This window comes from Pseudomonas sp. RL_5y_Pfl2_69, assembly GCF_963970465.1.
In the GTDB taxonomy this organism is placed as follows: domain Bacteria; phylum Pseudomonadota; class Gammaproteobacteria; order Pseudomonadales; family Pseudomonadaceae; genus Aquipseudomonas.
Window position 1 is genome coordinate 390,914 of sequence record NZ_CAXAOU010000002.1, and the last position, 16,583, is coordinate 407,496.

Annotated in this window: 11 protein-coding genes and 3 tRNA genes; 3 read left to right on the forward strand and 11 right to left on the reverse strand. The window is 58.3% G+C overall.

The window, feature by feature from the left end:
- Positions 1–65: 65 nt before the first annotated feature.
- Both AACY07_RS05095 and rimO read right to left on the reverse strand, forming a co-directional pair.
- Positions 66–530: a GNAT family N-acetyltransferase gene (locus AACY07_RS05095; protein ID WP_339473727.1), complete on the reverse strand. Its 465-nt coding sequence runs from the start codon at positions 528–530 to the stop codon at positions 66–68.
- Positions 531–634: 104 nt separating this feature from the next.
- Positions 635–1,975, reverse strand: a complete 1,341-nt coding sequence (gene rimO / locus AACY07_RS05100; RefSeq protein ID WP_133075814.1) for a 30S ribosomal protein S12 methylthiotransferase RimO — start codon at positions 1,973–1,975, stop codon at positions 635–637.
- A gap of 342 nt (positions 1,976–2,317) precedes the next feature.
- Here rimO and AACY07_RS05105 point away from each other — a divergent pair, with 342 nt between their 5' ends.
- Entirely contained in the window at positions 2,318–4,219 is a 1,902-nt protein-coding gene (locus AACY07_RS05105) for a potassium transporter Kup (protein WP_133075812.1), read from the forward strand.
- A gap of 167 nt (positions 4,220–4,386) precedes the next feature.
- Here AACY07_RS05105 and AACY07_RS05110 read toward each other — a convergent pair whose 3' ends face one another.
- From AACY07_RS05110 to AACY07_RS05130, 5 genes are all read right to left on the reverse strand, one after another.
- A complete protein-coding gene (locus AACY07_RS05110; RefSeq protein ID WP_133075811.1) occupies positions 4,387–5,667 on the reverse strand; it encodes a virulence factor family protein in 1,281 nt (426 codons plus the stop codon).
- Positions 5,667–8,309: a bifunctional lysylphosphatidylglycerol flippase/synthetase MprF gene (gene mprF / locus AACY07_RS05115; RefSeq protein WP_133075810.1), complete on the reverse strand. Its 2,643-nt coding sequence runs from the start codon at positions 8,307–8,309 to the stop codon at positions 5,667–5,669. Before mprF ends, AACY07_RS05110 begins: the two co-directional genes overlap by 1 nt.
- 259 nt (positions 8,310–8,568) lie before the next feature.
- A tRNA-Met gene (locus tag AACY07_RS05120) sits at positions 8,569–8,645 on the reverse strand.
- 162 nt (positions 8,646–8,807) lie between these two features.
- Positions 8,808–8,884: transfer RNA gene (locus AACY07_RS05125), tRNA-Met, on the reverse strand.
- Between the two features lie 227 nt (positions 8,885–9,111).
- Positions 9,112–9,188 (reverse strand) — tRNA-Met (locus tag AACY07_RS05130).
- A gap of 289 nt (positions 9,189–9,477) precedes the next feature.
- Here AACY07_RS05130 and dinB point away from each other — a divergent pair.
- Positions 9,478–10,539 carry a DNA polymerase IV gene (gene dinB, locus AACY07_RS05135; RefSeq protein ID WP_339473729.1) on the forward strand — a complete coding sequence of 354 codons (1,062 nt, stop codon included), beginning with the start codon at positions 9,478–9,480 and terminating at the stop codon, positions 10,537–10,539.
- 118 nt (positions 10,540–10,657) lie between these two features.
- Here dinB and AACY07_RS05140 read toward each other — a convergent pair whose 3' ends face one another.
- From AACY07_RS05140 to AACY07_RS05155, 4 genes are all read right to left on the reverse strand, one after another.
- Positions 10,658–11,611, reverse strand: coding sequence for a hypothetical protein (locus AACY07_RS05140; protein WP_326398364.1), 954 nt, complete (start codon positions 11,609–11,611; stop codon positions 10,658–10,660).
- Positions 11,612–11,628: 17 nt separating this feature from the next.
- Positions 11,629–13,344, reverse strand: coding sequence for a proline--tRNA ligase (locus AACY07_RS05145; RefSeq protein ID WP_339473732.1), 1,716 nt, complete (start codon positions 13,342–13,344; stop codon positions 11,629–11,631).
- Between the two features lie 103 nt (positions 13,345–13,447).
- Positions 13,448–14,992, reverse strand: a complete 1,545-nt coding sequence (locus tag AACY07_RS05150) for an AmpG family muropeptide MFS transporter (RefSeq protein ID WP_339473734.1) — start codon at positions 14,990–14,992, stop codon at positions 13,448–13,450.
- Positions 14,993–15,034: 42 nt separating this feature from the next.
- Positions 15,035–15,388 (reverse strand): MGMT family protein, encoded by a 354-nt coding sequence (locus AACY07_RS05155; protein WP_339473735.1) that lies wholly within the window; start codon positions 15,386–15,388, stop codon positions 15,035–15,037.
- Between the two features lie 151 nt (positions 15,389–15,539).
- Here AACY07_RS05155 and AACY07_RS05160 point away from each other — a divergent pair, with 151 nt between their 5' ends.
- Positions 15,540–16,553: a DUF481 domain-containing protein gene (locus AACY07_RS05160; protein WP_339473737.1), complete on the forward strand. Its 1,014-nt coding sequence runs from the start codon at positions 15,540–15,542 to the stop codon at positions 16,551–16,553.
- Positions 16,554–16,583 lie beyond the last annotated feature (30 nt).

The window sequence follows — 16,583 nt, forward strand, 5'->3', positions numbered from 1 at the left end:
GGCCGTATAGGAATTGGGCGGCTATTGTACCCGCCTGGCGCCGGTTAAGCCCGGCAACATTTGCCTTATGCACGTGCTGGGCGTTTATACCGCAGGTGCAGCAATGGATAAGGTTGGCCCAGGCCGTCTTTTTCGCAGCGCCCGGTGACCTCAAAACCTTGCTTGAGGTAGAAGCCAATGGCTTGCGGGTTCTGCTCGTTGACGTCGAGGCGCTCGGCATTCAGTTCGTTGATGGCGAACATCAGCAGGCACCTGCCTATGCCTTGTCCCCGGTAATCGGGGTGGATAAACAGCATTTCCACCTTGCCTCCCGCTACGCCCGCAAAGCCGGTTATGCGTTTGCTGACGGGATCCTTGCAGCAGATCAGCATCACGGCATCCAGGTATTGATCTTTGACCAGACCACGTAACAGTTGGATATAGCTGTCAGGCAAAAAGTCGTGGGTGGCCCGTACCGATGCTTCCCACACGTCGGTCAGTTCTTCGAAGTCCGTAAGGCGTGGCGTATGAATAACCCATTGTTGTTGCATCAAGCGTGTCTCCTGACACAGGTAGGGATAGCAATGGATTAACGATAGCCGTAAAAAAAGCCCTGGCGCGAGAGCGGCAGGGCTTTTTGAGGGGCAGTCGCGGTTTAGATCACTTCAGCCCACAAGTCATACTCGTCGGCGTCGGTGACGCGACACATGATCTTGTCACCCGGCTTGATGTCTTTTTCGGTAGCGATAAACACGTTGCCGTCGATTTCCGGTGCGTCGAAGAAGCAGCGGCCAACAGCGCCTTGCTCATCAACTTCGTCGATCAGGACTTCGATTTCCTTGCCGATTTTCATCTGCAGGCGAGCGGCGCTGATGGCCTGTTGGTGGGCCATGAAGCGGTCCCAGCGATCCTGCTTGACGTCGTCCGGCACGATGGCCGCGTCCAGCAGGTTGGCGGGGGCGCCTTCTACTGGCGAGTACTGGAAGCAACCCACGCGATCCAGTTGCGCTTCGGTCAGCCAGTCGAGCAGGTACTGGAAGTCTTCTTCGGTTTCACCCGGGAAGCCGACGATGAAGGTCGAACGGATAATCAGGTCCGGACAGATCACGCGCCAGTTTTTGATGCGGGCCAGGGTCTTGTCTTCAAACGCAGGGCGTTTCATGGCCTTGAGCACTTTGGGGCTGGCGTGCTGGAACGGGATGTCCAGGTACGGCAGGATCTTGCCGGCGGCCATCAGCGGGATCAGTTCGTCAACGTGCGGGTACGGGTAAACGTAGTGCAGGCGGACCCACACACCCAGCGAGCTAAGCGCTTCGCAGAGTTCGGTCATGCGGGTCTTGACCGGGGCGCCGTTCCAGAAACCGGTACGGTACTTCACATCAACGCCGTAGGCGCTGGTGTCCTGGGAAATCACCAGCAGTTCTTTTACGCCAGCCTTGACCAGGCGCTGGGCTTCGTCGAGGACGTCGCCCACCGGACGGCTGACCAGCTTGCCACGCATCGACGGGATGATGCAGAAGCTGCAGCTGTGGTTGCAGCCTTCGGAAATCTTCAGGTAGGCGTAGTGACGCGGCGTCAGCTTGATGCCTTGAGGCGGCACCAGATCGATCAGCGGGTTGTGATCCTGGCGCGGTGGCACTACCTGGTGCACGGCGTTGACCACTTGCTCGTACTGCTGCGGGCCGGTCACGGCGAGCACGCTTGGGTGTACGTTGCGGATGTTGCCTTCTTCGACACCCATGCAGCCGGTCACGATGACCTTGCCGTTTTCCTTGATCGCTTCACCGATCACTTCCAGGGATTCAGCTTTCGCGCTGTCGATGAAGCCGCAGGTGTTGACCACAACGACGTCAGCGTCCTGGTAGGTGGAGACGACGTCGTAGCCTTCCATACGCAGCTGCGTAAGGATGCGTTCGGAGTCGACCAGCGCTTTCGGGCAACCCAGGGAAACAAAGCCAACCTTCGGGTTGGCTGGCTTGGTGGTAACGGTGGACATGGCGAACCTCGGTATGTAGTGACGTTACATGCCCGTAAAGGCTGCACGACGAACGGGCGCTTTGGGCCTGCTGGCGCTTTGTTGAAATGATCAACCAAGCAGTAACAGGCTCTTGTGCGCCTCTGATCAAAAAAAGTGCGCAATTTTAGCTATGGTCAACGTACTTGACCAGCGTTATACGGGGATTTACGACGAGTGCTGCGCTATGCTGCGCGCCGTCGCGAAAACAGGGTTTTCAATCACCCGAATTTCGTGGATCAGATTCGCAAAATCAGCGCATGCTGCTGATCAAATGTAGCGCAAACCATTAAGAAACGCGGTCCATGGTCGTAGGGGTGGTTGATGGGGCAGGCAAGTAGTCAGGCGGCAGAAGACGGTCACTCAAAGGCCAGGCCCATAGGGATGCTGGTTGCAGCGGTCGGCGTGGTGTACGGCGATATTGGTACCAGCCCCCTGTACACCCTCAAGGAGGTGTTTTCCGGCGGGTATGGAGTGCAAGTCAACCATGACGGTGTGTTCGGGATTCTGGCGTTGATCCTGTGGTCGCTGATCTGGGTGGTCTCGATCAAGTATGTGCTGTTCATTCTGCGGGCAGACAACGAAGGTGAGGGCGGCATCATGGCCCTGACCGCATTGGCACGGCGTGCTGCTTCGCCCTATCCCAAGCTGCGTTCGGTGTTGGTGATCCTGGGGCTGATCGGTGCTTCGCTGTTTTACGGCGATAGCATGATTACTCCGGCGATCTCGGTATTGTCAGCGGTCGAAGGGCTTGAACTGGCGTTCAGCGGGCTGGAGCGCTGGGTCGTGCCGCTGGCCCTGATCGTGCTGGTGGCGCTGTTTTTGATCCAGCGCCGTGGCACCGCCACTCTGGGCAAGCTGTTCGGTCCGATCATGGTGCTGTGGTTCGTCGTGTTGGGCGGGCTCGGTATTCATGGCATCGCTCAACATCCTGAGGTGCTCAATGCGCTGAACCCCGTGTGGGGCGTGCGTTTCTTCGTCTCGCACCCCGGCATGGGCGTGGCCATTCTGGGCGCCGTGGTGCTGGCGTTGACCGGCGCTGAAGCGCTGTATGCCGACATGGGCCACTTTGGGCGCAAGCCGATTGCCCGGGCCTGGTTCATCCTGGTGTTGCCTGCGTTGGTGCTCAATTACTTCGGGCAGGGTGCCTTGCTCCTGGAAAACCCCGAGGCTGCCCGAAACCCGTTCTATTTGCTGGCACCCGCCTGGGCGCTGATTCCTCTGGTAGGCCTGGCCACGCTGGCCACGGTGATTGCCTCCCAGGCGGTGATTTCCGGGGCCTTCTCCCTGACCCACCAGGCGATTCAGCTCGGTTATATCCCGCGCATGCATATCCAGCACACCTCCAGTGCCGAGCAGGGGCAGATTTACATCGGTGCGGTGAACTGGTCGCTGATGGTCGGGGTGATTTTGCTGGTGCTGGGCTTTGAATCCTCGGGGGCCCTGGCGTCGGCCTACGGGGTGGCGGTGACCGGCACCATGCTGATCACCAGCATTCTGGTGTCGGCGGTGATGCTGTTGCTGTGGAAGTGGCCGCCGATTCTGGCAGTGCCTGTACTGATTGGCTTTCTGTTGGTGGACGGTCTGTTCTTTGCCGCCAACGTACCCAAAATTGTGCAGGGCGGGGCCTTCCCGGTGCTGGCGGGGATTGTGCTGTTTATCCTGATGACCACTTGGCGTCGCGGCAAGCAACTGCTGGTGGATCGCCTTGACGAAAGTGCGCTGCCCTTGCCGCTGTTTATCAGCAGTATCCGGGTACAACCGCCGCACCGGGTTCAAGGGACTGCGGTGTTTCTGACGGCCCGTCCGGACGCGGTGCCCCATGCGCTGTTGCACAACCTGCTGCATAACCAGGTGCTGCACGAGCAAGTGGTATTGCTGACGGTGGTCAACGAAGATTCGCCCCGGGTTCCTGCTTCGCGGCGTTTCGAGGTGGATTCGTATGGAGATGGCTTCTTTCGGGTGATCCTGCACTTTGGTTTCATGGACGAGCCGGATGTGCCTGAGGCGCTGAAGCTGTGCCATCTCGATGAGCTGGATTTCAGCCCTATGCGTACCACTTACTTCCTTAGCCGGGAGACGGTGATTGCGTCCAAGCTGGTGGGTATGGCGCGTTGGCGCGAGGGATTGTTCGCGTTCATGCTCAAGAACGCCAACAGCAACTTGCGCTTCTTCAAGCTGCCACTTAACCGGGTTATCGAGCTGGGGACTCAGGTCGAGATGTAGTCGCGTTCAGGTCGCCAATAAAAAACCCCGGCTCGTGAGAGTCGGGGCTTTTTTGTGCAGGAGGGAGGCGTTTTTGTGGGAGCGGGCTTGCTCGCGATACAGACGCTGCGGTTTGCCTGATAAACCGCAGCGCACCCATCGCGAGCAAGCCCGCTCCCACAAATGACTTACTCGGCAGTCGTCTGATGCTTCTTGATCAGGTCTACAAGGCGCTGGGCCAGGGCCGGGTAGTTTTCGTCGAAGTGGTGCCCGCCGGGCAGTTTCAGGCTTTCGCCGACGGCTGTCTTGGCGGTGCAGCCGCTTTCATCCACCTCTTCTGCACCATAGATGCATACCACTTTGCTGGCAGGCAGCTTGGACATTTCCTCGCCCGTATCGGCTTCGGCGCCGGCTTTGCCGAGCCAGCCATCGACATGGATCTCAAAGCTGCCACTGCGGGCAAATGCCAGGAGCATGATGGCGTCGACCCGCTTTTGCTCGGCTTCAGGCAAGCGATTGTAAGTGGCAGGCAAAACGTCAGCACCAAACGAGTAGCCCACCAGTACAAAGCGCTGGGTGCCCCACTTCTGACGGTAATGCTGCATCAGTTCGGTCAGGTCGGTGGCGCTTTGCTCGGGTGTTTTGTGCTGCCAGTAGTAGCGCAGCATGTCGATGCCGACCACCGGGTAGCCGATCTTGGCCATTTCACCGGCCACGTCGCGGTCCAGGTCTCGCCAGCCACCGTCACCGGACAGGAACAGGGTTACGGTGCTGTTTTGCTGGCCTGCGGGCACTTCGACCACCGGCATGCTCAACCCGCCGTTTTCATCGCCCACCAGTATTTTGCGCAGTTCGTTGCTCAGTACCTGCGGGTAATGAATGTCGTAGTCGCTGATGCTGGTCTGAGCGTTTGGTTGATCACGTACGAACGCAGCGCTCGGGTCGTCAGGGTTGTCGTTCCAGGCCACCAGCCAGTTGCCGTGGGCAGCGGTTTTTGGAACGGGCAGGGCGCAGCCGGGCTCTTCAAGCTTGAAACCGACCGACACGGCCTGGGCCTTGTCATTGGTCTGCTCGGCCAGCCAGCGCCAAGCCAGGGTTGCACCCGGACCGATACCGCTGACCAGCGTCGCTGGGCCCTTGAGTTGTTGCAGTGCAGTTTGCAGGGCTTGCTGCTGCAGGGTGCAATCATCCTTGGGCAGTATCACCTGCACGACCTGTGCTTTGCCGCCACGGCTCAAGGCCACTAACTGCTTGTCATTGAGCGCTTCTTCGGCGGGTGTGGCAATCACTACCCGGGCCAGGGCTTTTTGACCGGGAGTGACGTTGGTCAGGGTCGAGCCATCGGTTTGACTCAGGTGTTCAATTGTTGGCTCTGGCGCGGGGCGATTCCAGAACCAATAGCCGCCTGCAGCCAGTGCGACCAGAACTATCAAGGCAAGCAACAAAAACCGCCAGGAACGATGTTTCATTAACGTTTCACCAATCCAGTCAAGCCGCCTGCAATCAGGGCGGCGGTATCAGCCAGCGCTACCAGCGGATCAAGTCCGGCGGGCACGGCCATATAACGAGGTTCCCAGTCGGGCTGGAATTTATCTTTGAAGCGGCGCAAACCCTGGAAGTTGTACAGGTGCTCGCCGCGCTGGAACAGCATCGACCCCAGACGCTGGGTCAACGGTGCGCCGCGTCGGGGTTGCAGGCCGGACAGAGGTACCATTCCCAGGCTGAAACGTGCGTATCCATGCTTTTTATAATGCTGAATCAAACCCACCATCATGAATTCCATGGTCAGTTTTGGCGCTTCGGGGTGCGAGCGCATCAGGTCGAGGCTCGACAGCTCATGGCTGTGGGTTTCAAGCAGGTTGGCGAAGGCTACCGGCTTGCCTTCAAAGCGAATAATCGCCACGCGAAAGTGCTTGATGTAGTCCTCGCTGAAGCGACCCAGGGAGAAGCCTTTTTCCCGTACGTTTTTGCCGGTAAGCCAGGCATCCGAAATGGCCTTGAGTTCATCCATCGGGGCTTCACCCGGTTCGTGGATTTCCAGTGACAGACCGTCACGGGTGCCACGGTTCCAGGTGTAGCGCAGGTCTTTCATCTCTTTGCCCTTGGCTTCGAGATCAAAGCGGTGCAAGTCGACCCGGGCTTCTTCGCCGAGCTTGATCGCGGTCAGGCCAATGTCCATGTAAAACGGCAGGTTCTCGGCGCGGACCTGATAGAACACGGGGCGGGCGTGAAAGGTGTCGCACAGGTCGCGAAATTGCCAGATCAGCTCGGCACGCTGCTGGGGCGGTCCAATCGGGTCGTACAGCGCTACCAGGCTGCGCCCGCGGCGGGCGTACATCAGGAAGGCATTTTCATCCGGGTGGAACAGCAGGGCCTTGTCGCCGGTCAGGGCCAGGCCACCATCGGGCTGGTCGGAGGCCAGGATGATTTTTCCGGCTTTTTCCAGCTCTGCGGCATCGGGCAGGTGAATCACCGGGCGTGCGGTTCGCAATAGCCAGGTCAGCGACACGATTACCAGCAGCACGGCTGCGCCCAGCAACGAGCGCAGGCCCCGTGGAGCGTCCGAGTCGAGGGTGAACTGCCACCACAGTTGATGGCTGTAAGGAACGTCCTGATAGGCAAACAGCAACAGCCAGATCGAAGCGCCCAGCACGCAGACACTGGCCACCAGATACAGGGGTGAAAACGGCAACTCGGTCAGGCGGCTCGGACGGTAGAACGAGCGGCGGAACAGCCCCAGCAGGCTGGCGGTCAGGACCAGGATAGTGGCTTCTTCCCAGTCAAAGCCTTTGAGCAGGGAAAGCACGGCGCCGACCAGCAGCAGAATCGTGGTCAGCATCCAGGCGGCGGACAGGCGCCGGCGCAGGCCTTGGGCAAGCAACAGGCACAGCACGCCGATCAGGCTGGCGCCAAAGTGTGATGCGTCAATCAGGCGGTGCGGGATCAGAAAGCCGATGTGCTCAAGGCGTGTGTCAATTTCGGGAGTGGCCCCGGAAAACAGCAGCACCACGCCGGACATAAATACCAGGACCGCCAGAACCGGAGCGGCCAGGCCCGAGGCAACCCGCAGGCTTTGTCGGGTATGGATCAGGCGTTGGGCTTCGTTCAGCAACAACAGCAGGCAGGCAATCAGCAGCGGCAGGATCACATAGATCATGCGGTACAGCAGCAGGGCGGCCGCCAGTGGTGCTGCGCCGAGTTTGTCGGCAAAGGCGGCCAGCAGGATGGCTTCGAAAACCCCGACACCGCCGGGCACGTGGCTGAGTACGCCAGCAGCCAGCGCCAACAGATACACCAGCATAAAGGCGCCAAAAGGTGGCGCTTCGGGTAGCAGCAAATACAGCACGGTGGCCGCTGCAGCGACGTCCAGGGCTGTAATGACTAATTGCAGGAAGGTCAGGCGCGGGCTTGGCAGGCGTAAGGTGCGACGCCCGGCCTTTACCAGCAGGTTGTCCGGGATCGGTTGCTCAGGAAGGCGACGGCGATAGATGCCCAGTGCCAATAACCCGAACAGGGCCAGAACCGCGAAAGCAATTGCACCCAGTATATAAGCCGGGATGTGCAGGGCAGCGGAGGCGGCGGGCAAGTTGCTCAACGTTGCCAGTGCTGCCAGTGGCGGCAAGGCACAGCCCAGTGACAGGCTGGCGAACAGTGTCATGTGGGCGACTTCTGATGCGCCTACGCCATGACGTGCATACAGGCGATATCGCACGGAGCCGCCGGACAGCAGCGACAGGCCGATGGCATTGCCGATGGCAAAGGCGGTGAAGCCGCCCAATGCCAGGGTTTTAGGTGGCAGCTTGACCCCGGCATACCGGCTGGCGGACCACTCATACCCCAGCAGTATCACAAAGCCCACGGCAGTCGCGGCCACTGCACCGAGGAGGGCGGGCTTGGGGACTTCCAGGATCGAGTCGTGCAGGGCGTACAGGTCAAGTTCGCTGAGCAGGTGGCGACAGGCAATCAGTGCTATCGCAAACAGCAACAAAGTGATTGCCAGACCAATGGGTTGGCGATACTTGCTCAGCAAATCCAGCCAGCGCAAACGAGTTGCGGCAATCGGGTGGGCTGCTGTGACGGCTTCTTTAAGTTCTGGCGAATTATCGGGCATCAATCACCTCGTGGATCGTGCGCGATAGGATGGAGGCATAGGCTCAAGTTACCAATCCTTTTGGTGAAAATATTTCTAAATATGTTTGGCTGTTTGCCTGAGGTTCAGGTTTGGCCTGTACAAAAAGGGTAATTATTGCCAGACAGCATAGACGACGGGACTTTCAGGAATATGACGTTGAGCGTCAATAACCGTTTTCCCCATACTTTTCGAGCGCGCACAAAAAAGGCCACTCTTTCGAGTAGCCTTTTTTGATGTTTGGTTGCGGGAGCCGGATTTGAACCGACGACCTTCGGGTTATGAGCCCGACGAGCTACCAGACTGCTCCATCCCGCGTCTGTGTGGGCGCATTCTACAGAGGATCGTGCGGGTGTCAACCTTAAATGTCGTAAGCGGTTGAAATACCCGGTTTTAATACCTCCGGCTCGTGACGGGCAGAAGGCGGGTAAAACACCCGGGCACAAAAAAGGCCACTCTTTCGAGTAGCCTTTTAATGTTTGGTTGCGGGAGCCGGATTTGAACCGACGACCTTCGGGTTATGAGCCCGACGAGCTACCAGACTGCTCCATCCCGCGTCTGTGGGGCGCACTCTACAGTGATGAGTGGGGGAGTCAACCTTTAATGCATAAATGACCTGAATAAGATCAAAACAGGCCTGTTTTTGGGTTGGGGGCAGTTCGGTCTGTAGCAGCTGGCGAGGAACGAAGGCTGCGTTCGGCGGCGAAGCCGTCGCAAGTCAGGCGAGCTACAAAACAGACGCGCACAAAAAAGGCCACTCTTTCGAGTAGCCTTTTTCGATGTTTGGTTGCGGGAGCCGGATTTGAACCGACGACCTTCGGGTTATGAGCCCGACGAGCTACCAGACTGCTCCATCCCGCGTCTGTGGGGTGGATTCTACAGCGATCCGCTGGGCTGTCAAACCTTAATTTAGAAAAATTCGTTGTGCGTCAATTGGTTAGATAGAAAAGCCGGTTATAAAAAGGCCTGGAGGCCATGTTCCATATGGGGTGTAGCTCTATTGACGGGCAAGATTCGATTGAAAAAACAAATTCAATGGCGATATTTCCCACGTCTGTCGGGGAGAGTCGAGACCACTGGTGCTATATACAGTGGGTGGTGACATACTGGCAATCCGCATTGCCTACTCCCCTGAAGAACGTCGCCTTACATGACGCAGCGCAAAATCATCCACGTCGACTGTGACTGTTTCTATGCCGCTATTGAGATGCGCGATGACCCGAGCCTGGCAAACAAACCGATGGCAGTCGGGGGCTCGGCCGACCGTCGAGGTGTGATCTCGACCTGTAACTACGAGGCGCGGGCTTATGGTGTGCGCTCGGCGATGGCGTCCCGACATGCACTCAAGCTGTGCCCGGACCTGATCATCGTTAACGGCAGGATGGATGCCTATAAAGAAGCGTCGAAAGAAATCCACGGCATCTTGCGCGATTACACCGACTTGATAGAGCCGCTGTCCTTGGATGAGGCTTACCTGGATGTGTCTGATAGCCCGCATTTTTCGGGCAGTGCCACGCGCATTGCCCAGGAAATTCGGCGCAGGGTCTCCAATCAACTGCACATCACCGTCTCGGCGGGTGTAGCACCGAACAAGTTTCTGGCCAAAATTGCCAGCGACTGGAAGAAGCCCAATGGGCTGTTCGTCATTACTCCGGATCAGGTTGAAGATTTCGTGTCGGCGTTGCCAGTCAACAAGTTGCATGGCGTGGGCAAGGTCACGGCGGACAAGCTGGGGCGGTTGGGGATTGAGACCTGCCTGCAGTTGCGTGACTGGAGCAAATTGGCGCTTGTGCGTGAGTTCGGCAGTTTTGGTGAGCGATTGTGGGGGTTGTCGCGGGGGATTGATGACCGTCTGGTGCAGAGCGACAGTCGACGTCAGTCTGTTAGCGTGGAAAATACCTACGATACCGATTTGCCGGATCTGGCCAGTTGCCTGGAAAAACTACCGGAGTTGCTGGAGACGCTGACTCGCCGCATTGCGCGTATAGACAGCAGTTATCGTCCAGGCAAGCCGTTCGTCAAAGTCAAATTCCACGATTTTACCCAGACCACACTGGAACAGTCCGGTGCCGGGCGTGACCTTGAGAGTTATGAGGGGTTGTTGAGTCAGGCGTTTGCACGCGGCGCCAAGCCCGTTCGATTGCTCGGGCTTGGTGTGCGTTTGCAGGATTTGAACAGCGGGTTTGAGCAGCTGGAGCTGTTCAAGGGGTAGGTAAATAACTGTAGTCGCTGACGAGGTACGAGGCTGCGATGGGGTGCGAAGCGGCCCCAAAACACGAAGAGCCTGCGGCCCTTTTCGCAGCCTGCGGCAGCGACTACAAGGGCATGTGTCAGCTGACGCCCGGATCCGCTACCAGCCGACCGGCATCCTTGGTCAGAGAATGAAGGAACTCACGTTGTAGCTCGGGATCGTTGCGTGTGAGTTCGATCAGGCTTTGTTCCAGCTCGCTGGCTTCTTCTTCCAGTCCCAGTTCCGACAAGCGCTTGACCCGATGTACCCATTGGTTGACGTCGTCGCCCTCCAGGTCGTCGTAGATCAGGTTGTGCGCTTCAAGCAGCTTGCCACGCAGGTTGCTGCTGATCGACAGGGTTGAGTTCGAGTGGGTCTCGTCCTGAGCGTCTTCAACCATGATGGTCAGCTTGCCGATGTGATTGAGGTCTTGCTCGGCAAAAGGGCTGTCCAGCAGGTTGAGGCGCAATACACCGTTGCGATCAGTCGTCAGCTCATGAGTCTGCTTGCCGGCCTTGACCACAACCGGGCGTTCCGACCAGGGCAAGCTTGAATACTCCAGGCGCTTGTCGCGCTGAACATCATCAATACCGGCCAGGTTCTGTTCGGCGCGACCGTGGGACTGCACGTTCATTGCAGGGTTGATGCCCGCAAAGCCGTAGTTGATCCAGTCTTTGGTCACGCTGTCAGGAAGTTGCCCGAACATGAACACGTTAAGCACATTGGCACCCACCCCTGCGACGATAGCCACCGCCCCCAGCGGAATCTCATAGACTTCGCGCCAGGGCTGGTAAGGGGTGTAGCGGTCGTAATGGCGCGTGACATCGAACTCGGTGACCTCAAAGGTCTTTTGTTCATTGATGCGCACGCGGCGTTGCGGCAGCTCAAGCACTGCTGGCGAGCCAACATCGATCAGGAGGCTGTGGGCGAGCAGCTTTCGCTCGATTCGCTCCTCGTGCTCACTGCGTTGCGACATGTGATTGGCACAGCCGCTCAGCAGCAAGGTGCCGCACATGGCGGCACCTGCGAGGGTTAAGGTACTTCGCTTGAACATGACGCCTCTATCTGGTTTCAGCGAGCGATACGGGCTTGAAGGAAGGCAAGCACATCAGCAACGGGCAGGGCTTGAGGCTCTGCTTCGGTGCGGCTCTTGTATTCCAGATTGCCTTCAGCAAGGCCACGGTCACTGACCACGATCCGGTGAGGGATGCCGATCAGTTCCATATCGGCGAACTTGATGCCCGGGCTGGTTTTCTTGTCGCGGTCGTCCAGTAGCACTTCAAAGCCTGCGGCCGTCAGTTCGGCGTAGAGCGTGTCGGTGGCTTCGCGTACGGCTTCGGTCTCGTAGCGCAGTGGAACCAGTGCGACCTGGAAAGGTGCCAGGGCATCGCTCCAGATAATGCCGCGCTCGTCGTTGTTCTGCTCGATGGCTGCTGCCACGACGCGGGAAACACCGATGCCGTAGCAACCCATTGCCAGGGTTACCGGCTTGCCGTTTTCGCCCAGCACCTGGCACTTCATCGCTTCGCTGTACTTGGTGCCCAGCTGAAAGATGTGGCCCACTTCGATGCCGCGCTTGATTTCCAGCGTGCCCTTGCCATCCGGGCTCGGGTCGCCAGCGACCACGTTGCGCAGGTCGGCAACGGTCGGAACCGGCAGGTCGCGTTCCCAGTTCACGCCGAAGTAGTGCTTGTCATCGATGTTGGCGCCCACGCCGAAGTCGCTCATCAATTCGACCGAACGGTCAATGATGCACGGCAGCGGCAGGTTCAGCGGGCCCAGGGAGCCTGCGCCGGCGCCGATGGCGTCACGTAGTTCTGCGTCCGAAGCCATGACCAGCGGGCTTGCTACCAGCGGGTGGTTGCCAGCCTTGATTTCGTTAAGTTCGTGATCACCGCGAATAACCAGAGCGATCAGCTTGCCTTCTTCGGCGGCGTGAACGATCAGGGTCTTGACGGTTTTTTCGATGGCCAGGTCATAGCCTTCGACCAGTTGGGCGATGGTCTTGGCATCTGGCGTGTCGACCAGGCGCAGCTCCTGGGTGGCAGCAGGGCGCGAGGTTTCGGCTGGAACGGCTTCGGCTTTTTCGATGTTGGCCGCGTAGTCGGAACCATTGCTGAACACGATGTCGTCTTCGCCAGACTCGGCCAGAACGTGGAACTCGTGGGAACCGGCGCCGCCGATGGAGCCGTTGTCCGCTTCAACCGGACGGAAGTTCAGGCCCAGGCGGGTGAATACATTGCAGTAGGCCTGGTGCATGCGGTCATAAGTGACCTGCAGCGAAGCGTTGTCGACGTGGAAGGAGTAGGCGTCCTTCATGATGAACTCGCGGCCGCGCATCAAGCCGAAGCGCGGGCGGGTTTCGTCACGGAATTTGGTCTGGATCTGGTACAGATTGATCGGCAACTGCTTGTAGCTGTTGAGCTCGTTGCGGCACAGGTCGGTGATGACTTCTTCGTGGGTCGGGCCTACGCAGAACTCGCGACCGTGGCGATCTTTCAGGCGCAGCAGTTCGGCGCCGTATTCTTCCCAGCGACCGGATTCCTGCCACAGCTCAGCTGGCTGGATGCTCGGCATCAGCACTTCAAGAGCACCTGCAGCGTTCATTTCTTCGCGAACAATGGCTTCGGCCTTGCGCATGATCCGCAGGCCCATGGGCAGCCAGGTGTACAGGCCGGAAGCAAGTTTGCGAATCATGCCGGCGCGCAGCATCAGCTGGTGGCTGATAACGACCGCATCGGAAGGCGTTTCTTTCTGTGTGGCGAGCAGATATTGGCTGGTGCGCATGGTTAGTCGTTGCCGTTGCTGATGACTAGAAATGACCTCGCATTGTACGGGCGAGATCAGTTTGCGTACAGCGCGGGCGGGGGAGAGTGCTCCCCCCGCAGATTTATGGCTGTTTTCCGAGGTCTACAGCGGGCTTCTGGCGGGCCCGGCGGCTTTCCTGAAACCAGTGCAGGCTGATCAGCAGCAAGGTAGGGATGCCCATCAGTGCCGTGATGATAAAGAAGTTGTGATAGCCGAACTTCTCCACCAGAACCCCTGAATAGCCGCCCATCAGGCGTGGCAGCAGTAGCATGATGGAGCTGAGCAGGGCGTACTGGGTGGCTGAAAACTTGAGGTTGGTCAGGCTGGACAGGTAGGCGACGAACGCAGACGTGGCGAGGCCGGAGCTGAAGTTGTCGAGAGAGATAGTGACGATCAGCATGTCCAGGTTCGGGCCCATGTCTGCCAGCAACATAAACAGCAGGTTGGTGCTTGCTGATGCCGCCCCGCCAATCAGCAGGATCGGCAAAATGCCGAAGCGCACGATAAGCAAGCCGCCCATACCAGCGCCAACGAGGGTCATGATCAAGCCGAAAATTTTGCTGACCCCGGCGATCTGATCCTTGGTGAACCCTTGGTCGATATAGAACACGTTGGCCATCACGCCCATGACCGTGTCAGACATGCGGTAAGTGGCAATCAGGCCCAGCAGCAGAAGGGCTTGCCAGCGATAACGCAGGATAAAGTCATTAACCGGTGTCAGGACTGGCGCCAGCCCGCGTCGTCCAAAGGTCGAGAGGCACAGCACCGTGAGCAGCGTGTACAGGATAGCGCGCAGAAATGCCCTGTCTTCAAGCACCAGTGTCATCGGGCTGACGCCCTCGAAAAGGACGCCTGCAAAATCGGTGTTGTAGAGCTGCGTGAACATCGCCGGTACTGAAACAAGCAAGACGATCAGTACGAATACAGACGCCAGCTGATGACCAAAACTGTAGCGCCCGGCCGACAGTTGGGTGCGCAGCGGTACCGGGGGCTCGCGCATGAACAGGGTGGTGAGCAGTGCTGGCACCATGAGCAGGCCGAACAGCACATAAGTACCGGTCCAGGCCGAATGTTTGTAGTTAAAGCCCGTCGAGCCGAAGCCCTCGGCAAAGAACAGGGCGCCTGCGGTGGCCAGCAGGGCTGCCACGCGATAGCCGGACATATAACTGGCAGCGAGCGCGGCCTGACGATTGTCTTCTGCGATTTCCAGGCGGTAGGCATCCACGGCGATGTCCTGGGTCGCCGAGGCGAAGGACACGACAACCGCGATGGCAATCAGCCAGGAAAGGTGTTTTTGCGGGTCGCAAAAGCCCATGCCGATCAGGCCCAGGATCACCAGCGACTGCGACAGCACCAGCCATGAACGACGCCTGCCAAGTTTTCCGAGCAGCGGTAAACGCCATTGGTCCAGCAGCGGGGACCACACCCATTTAAAGGCGTAAGCCAGACCGATCAGGCTGGCATAGCCAATGGTTTCACGGGCCACACCGGCTTCGCGCAGCCACACGGAGAGCGTTGAAAAAACCAGCATGTACGGTAAACCGGCGGCAAAACCGAGCAGTAACAGCACAAGGGTTGAGGGGCTGGAATAGGCAGCTAGCGCTTCGCGCCAGGTTTTACGGGGCATGGACTGGAGTCTGCCTCTGGTTGCGGAAACAAAGGGCGCACTCTAACCGCAGTGCTCTATCGGGCGCCAGCCATGACGTTGCATATCCACGCGATTATTCATGATGCTCAGGCCCTCGGCGCGCAAACGCGCACGCTGTTCATCACCGGACGGGCTACCTGCTGGCAAACTGATACGGCCACCAGCGGCAAGAACCCGATGCCAGGGCAGGCGCGTGCCTTCAGGGAGTTGGCTGAGCGTTCGCCCAACCCACCGTGCAGCTCGACCCAGACCAGCCAGTTCGGCAAGCTGGCCGTAGGACACCACATAACCTGCGGGCACCAGCATCAAGGTTGAATACAGTGCTGTACGGCGAATTTCTGCGGGGCTTTGAGGGGTGTCGATGAGTGTGCTCACGGCGGGCTTCTGGTCGGCGGAAAGGGGGCTTGCGCTGTTAACTCAACTATAGAAGGAACTCCAGCACAATGAGCCGGTCTTTCTTTCTCAAGGGCGTGTCCATGGGGATAATGCCGGCATTCTTTCGCACTCCTGAGTTTCGCATTTGCTTATGCTGTCCAGAACCCTGTTATGCCTTGCTGTCCTGAGCCTTACTGCGCCCGTGCTTGCCGATACGGTGTGGTTGAAAAATGGCGACCGTCTGACCGGCAAGATCAAAGTATTCGACGGTGGCAAGTTGCTGATCCAGACCGAATACGCGGGTGCCGTGCCCATTGACTGGAAACAGGTCAAAACCCTTGAGAGTGATCAGGAACTGCTGGTCAAGCAGGATGCCTACACCGGAGAGAAAGCCAAGTCGTTGCAGGCAGCCGAAGATGGCCGCGTAACCCTGGCCAATGGCGAAGCGCCGAAAACCGTAGAGCTGGCCAGTATTCAGCAAATCCTCAAGCCCAAGCCGGTGATTGAAGACCTTGTCTGGAAAGGCAATGTCGATGTGGCGCTGGACTACAAGCGGGCCGACAAGGATACCGACGATTACGACATCGACTTCAAAACCACTGCTCGTCACGGTGCCTGGCGCCATCATGCAGAAGGCGAATACAACCGCGAGTTTCAGAACGATGTTGTCACGACGGACAACTGGACTGCCGAATACGCGCTTGACCACTTCATTGATGAAAAGTGGTACTGGCAAGGTCGTCTGACTTATAACCGTGACCGGGTCGAAGACGTTTCACGCCAGCGCACGATCGGTACTGGTCCGGGCTATCAGTTCTGGGATGACGAACTGGGTGCGTTCTCCCTGGGGTCGCTGATCAACCGCACGGACTATGAATATTCTGACGGCAAAAAAGATAACTTCTATTCGCTGGCCATGAAGTGGGATTACAACCGCTACTTGCTGGGCAAGACAGTGTCGATCTTCACCAATGGTGAGCTGGGCAAGTCGCTGGAGAGTACGTCGGACTACAGCCTCGATTCCGAAATAGGCTTGCGTTACAAGGTGACAGAGTGGGCATCGCTCAATCTCAAGGCCGAGAAAGACCTGATTGGTGGTTCAAGCGGCTCTGATAACTCCCTCAACAAGACTCGCTACACCATGGGGTTTGGCGTGACCTGGTAATAGCTCACACCGTTGCAGCTGCCGAAGGAA

Excerpts from the sequence above, each read along its gene's own strand:
- rimO (WP_133075814.1), bottom strand. The coding sequence starts at position 1,975 with ATGTCCACCGTTACCACCAAGCCAGCCAACCCGAAGGTTGGCTTTGTT.
- AACY07_RS05110 (WP_133075811.1), bottom strand. The coding sequence starts at position 5,667 with ATGAAACATCGTTCCTGGCGGTTTTTGTTGCTTGCCTTGATAGTTCTG.
- mprF (WP_133075810.1), bottom strand. The coding sequence starts at position 8,309 with ATGCCCGATAATTCGCCAGAACTTAAAGAAGCCGTCACAGCAGCCCAC.
- dinB (WP_339473729.1), top strand. The coding sequence starts at position 9,478 with ATGACGCAGCGCAAAATCATCCACGTCGACTGTGACTGTTTCTATGCC.
- AACY07_RS05140 (WP_326398364.1), bottom strand. The coding sequence starts at position 11,611 with ATGTTCAAGCGAAGTACCTTAACCCTCGCAGGTGCCGCCATGTGCGGC.
- AACY07_RS05145 (WP_339473732.1), bottom strand. The coding sequence starts at position 13,344 with ATGCGCACCAGCCAATATCTGCTCGCCACACAGAAAGAAACGCCTTCC.
- AACY07_RS05160 (WP_339473737.1), top strand. The coding sequence starts at position 15,540 with ATGCTGTCCAGAACCCTGTTATGCCTTGCTGTCCTGAGCCTTACTGCG.
- AACY07_RS05095 (WP_339473727.1), bottom strand. The coding sequence starts at position 530 with ATGCAACAACAATGGGTTATTCATACGCCACGCCTTACGGACTTCGAA.
- AACY07_RS05150 (WP_339473734.1), bottom strand. The coding sequence starts at position 14,992 with ATGCCCCGTAAAACCTGGCGCGAAGCGCTAGCTGCCTATTCCAGCCCC.
- AACY07_RS05105 (WP_133075812.1), top strand. The coding sequence starts at position 2,318 with ATGGGGCAGGCAAGTAGTCAGGCGGCAGAAGACGGTCACTCAAAGGCC.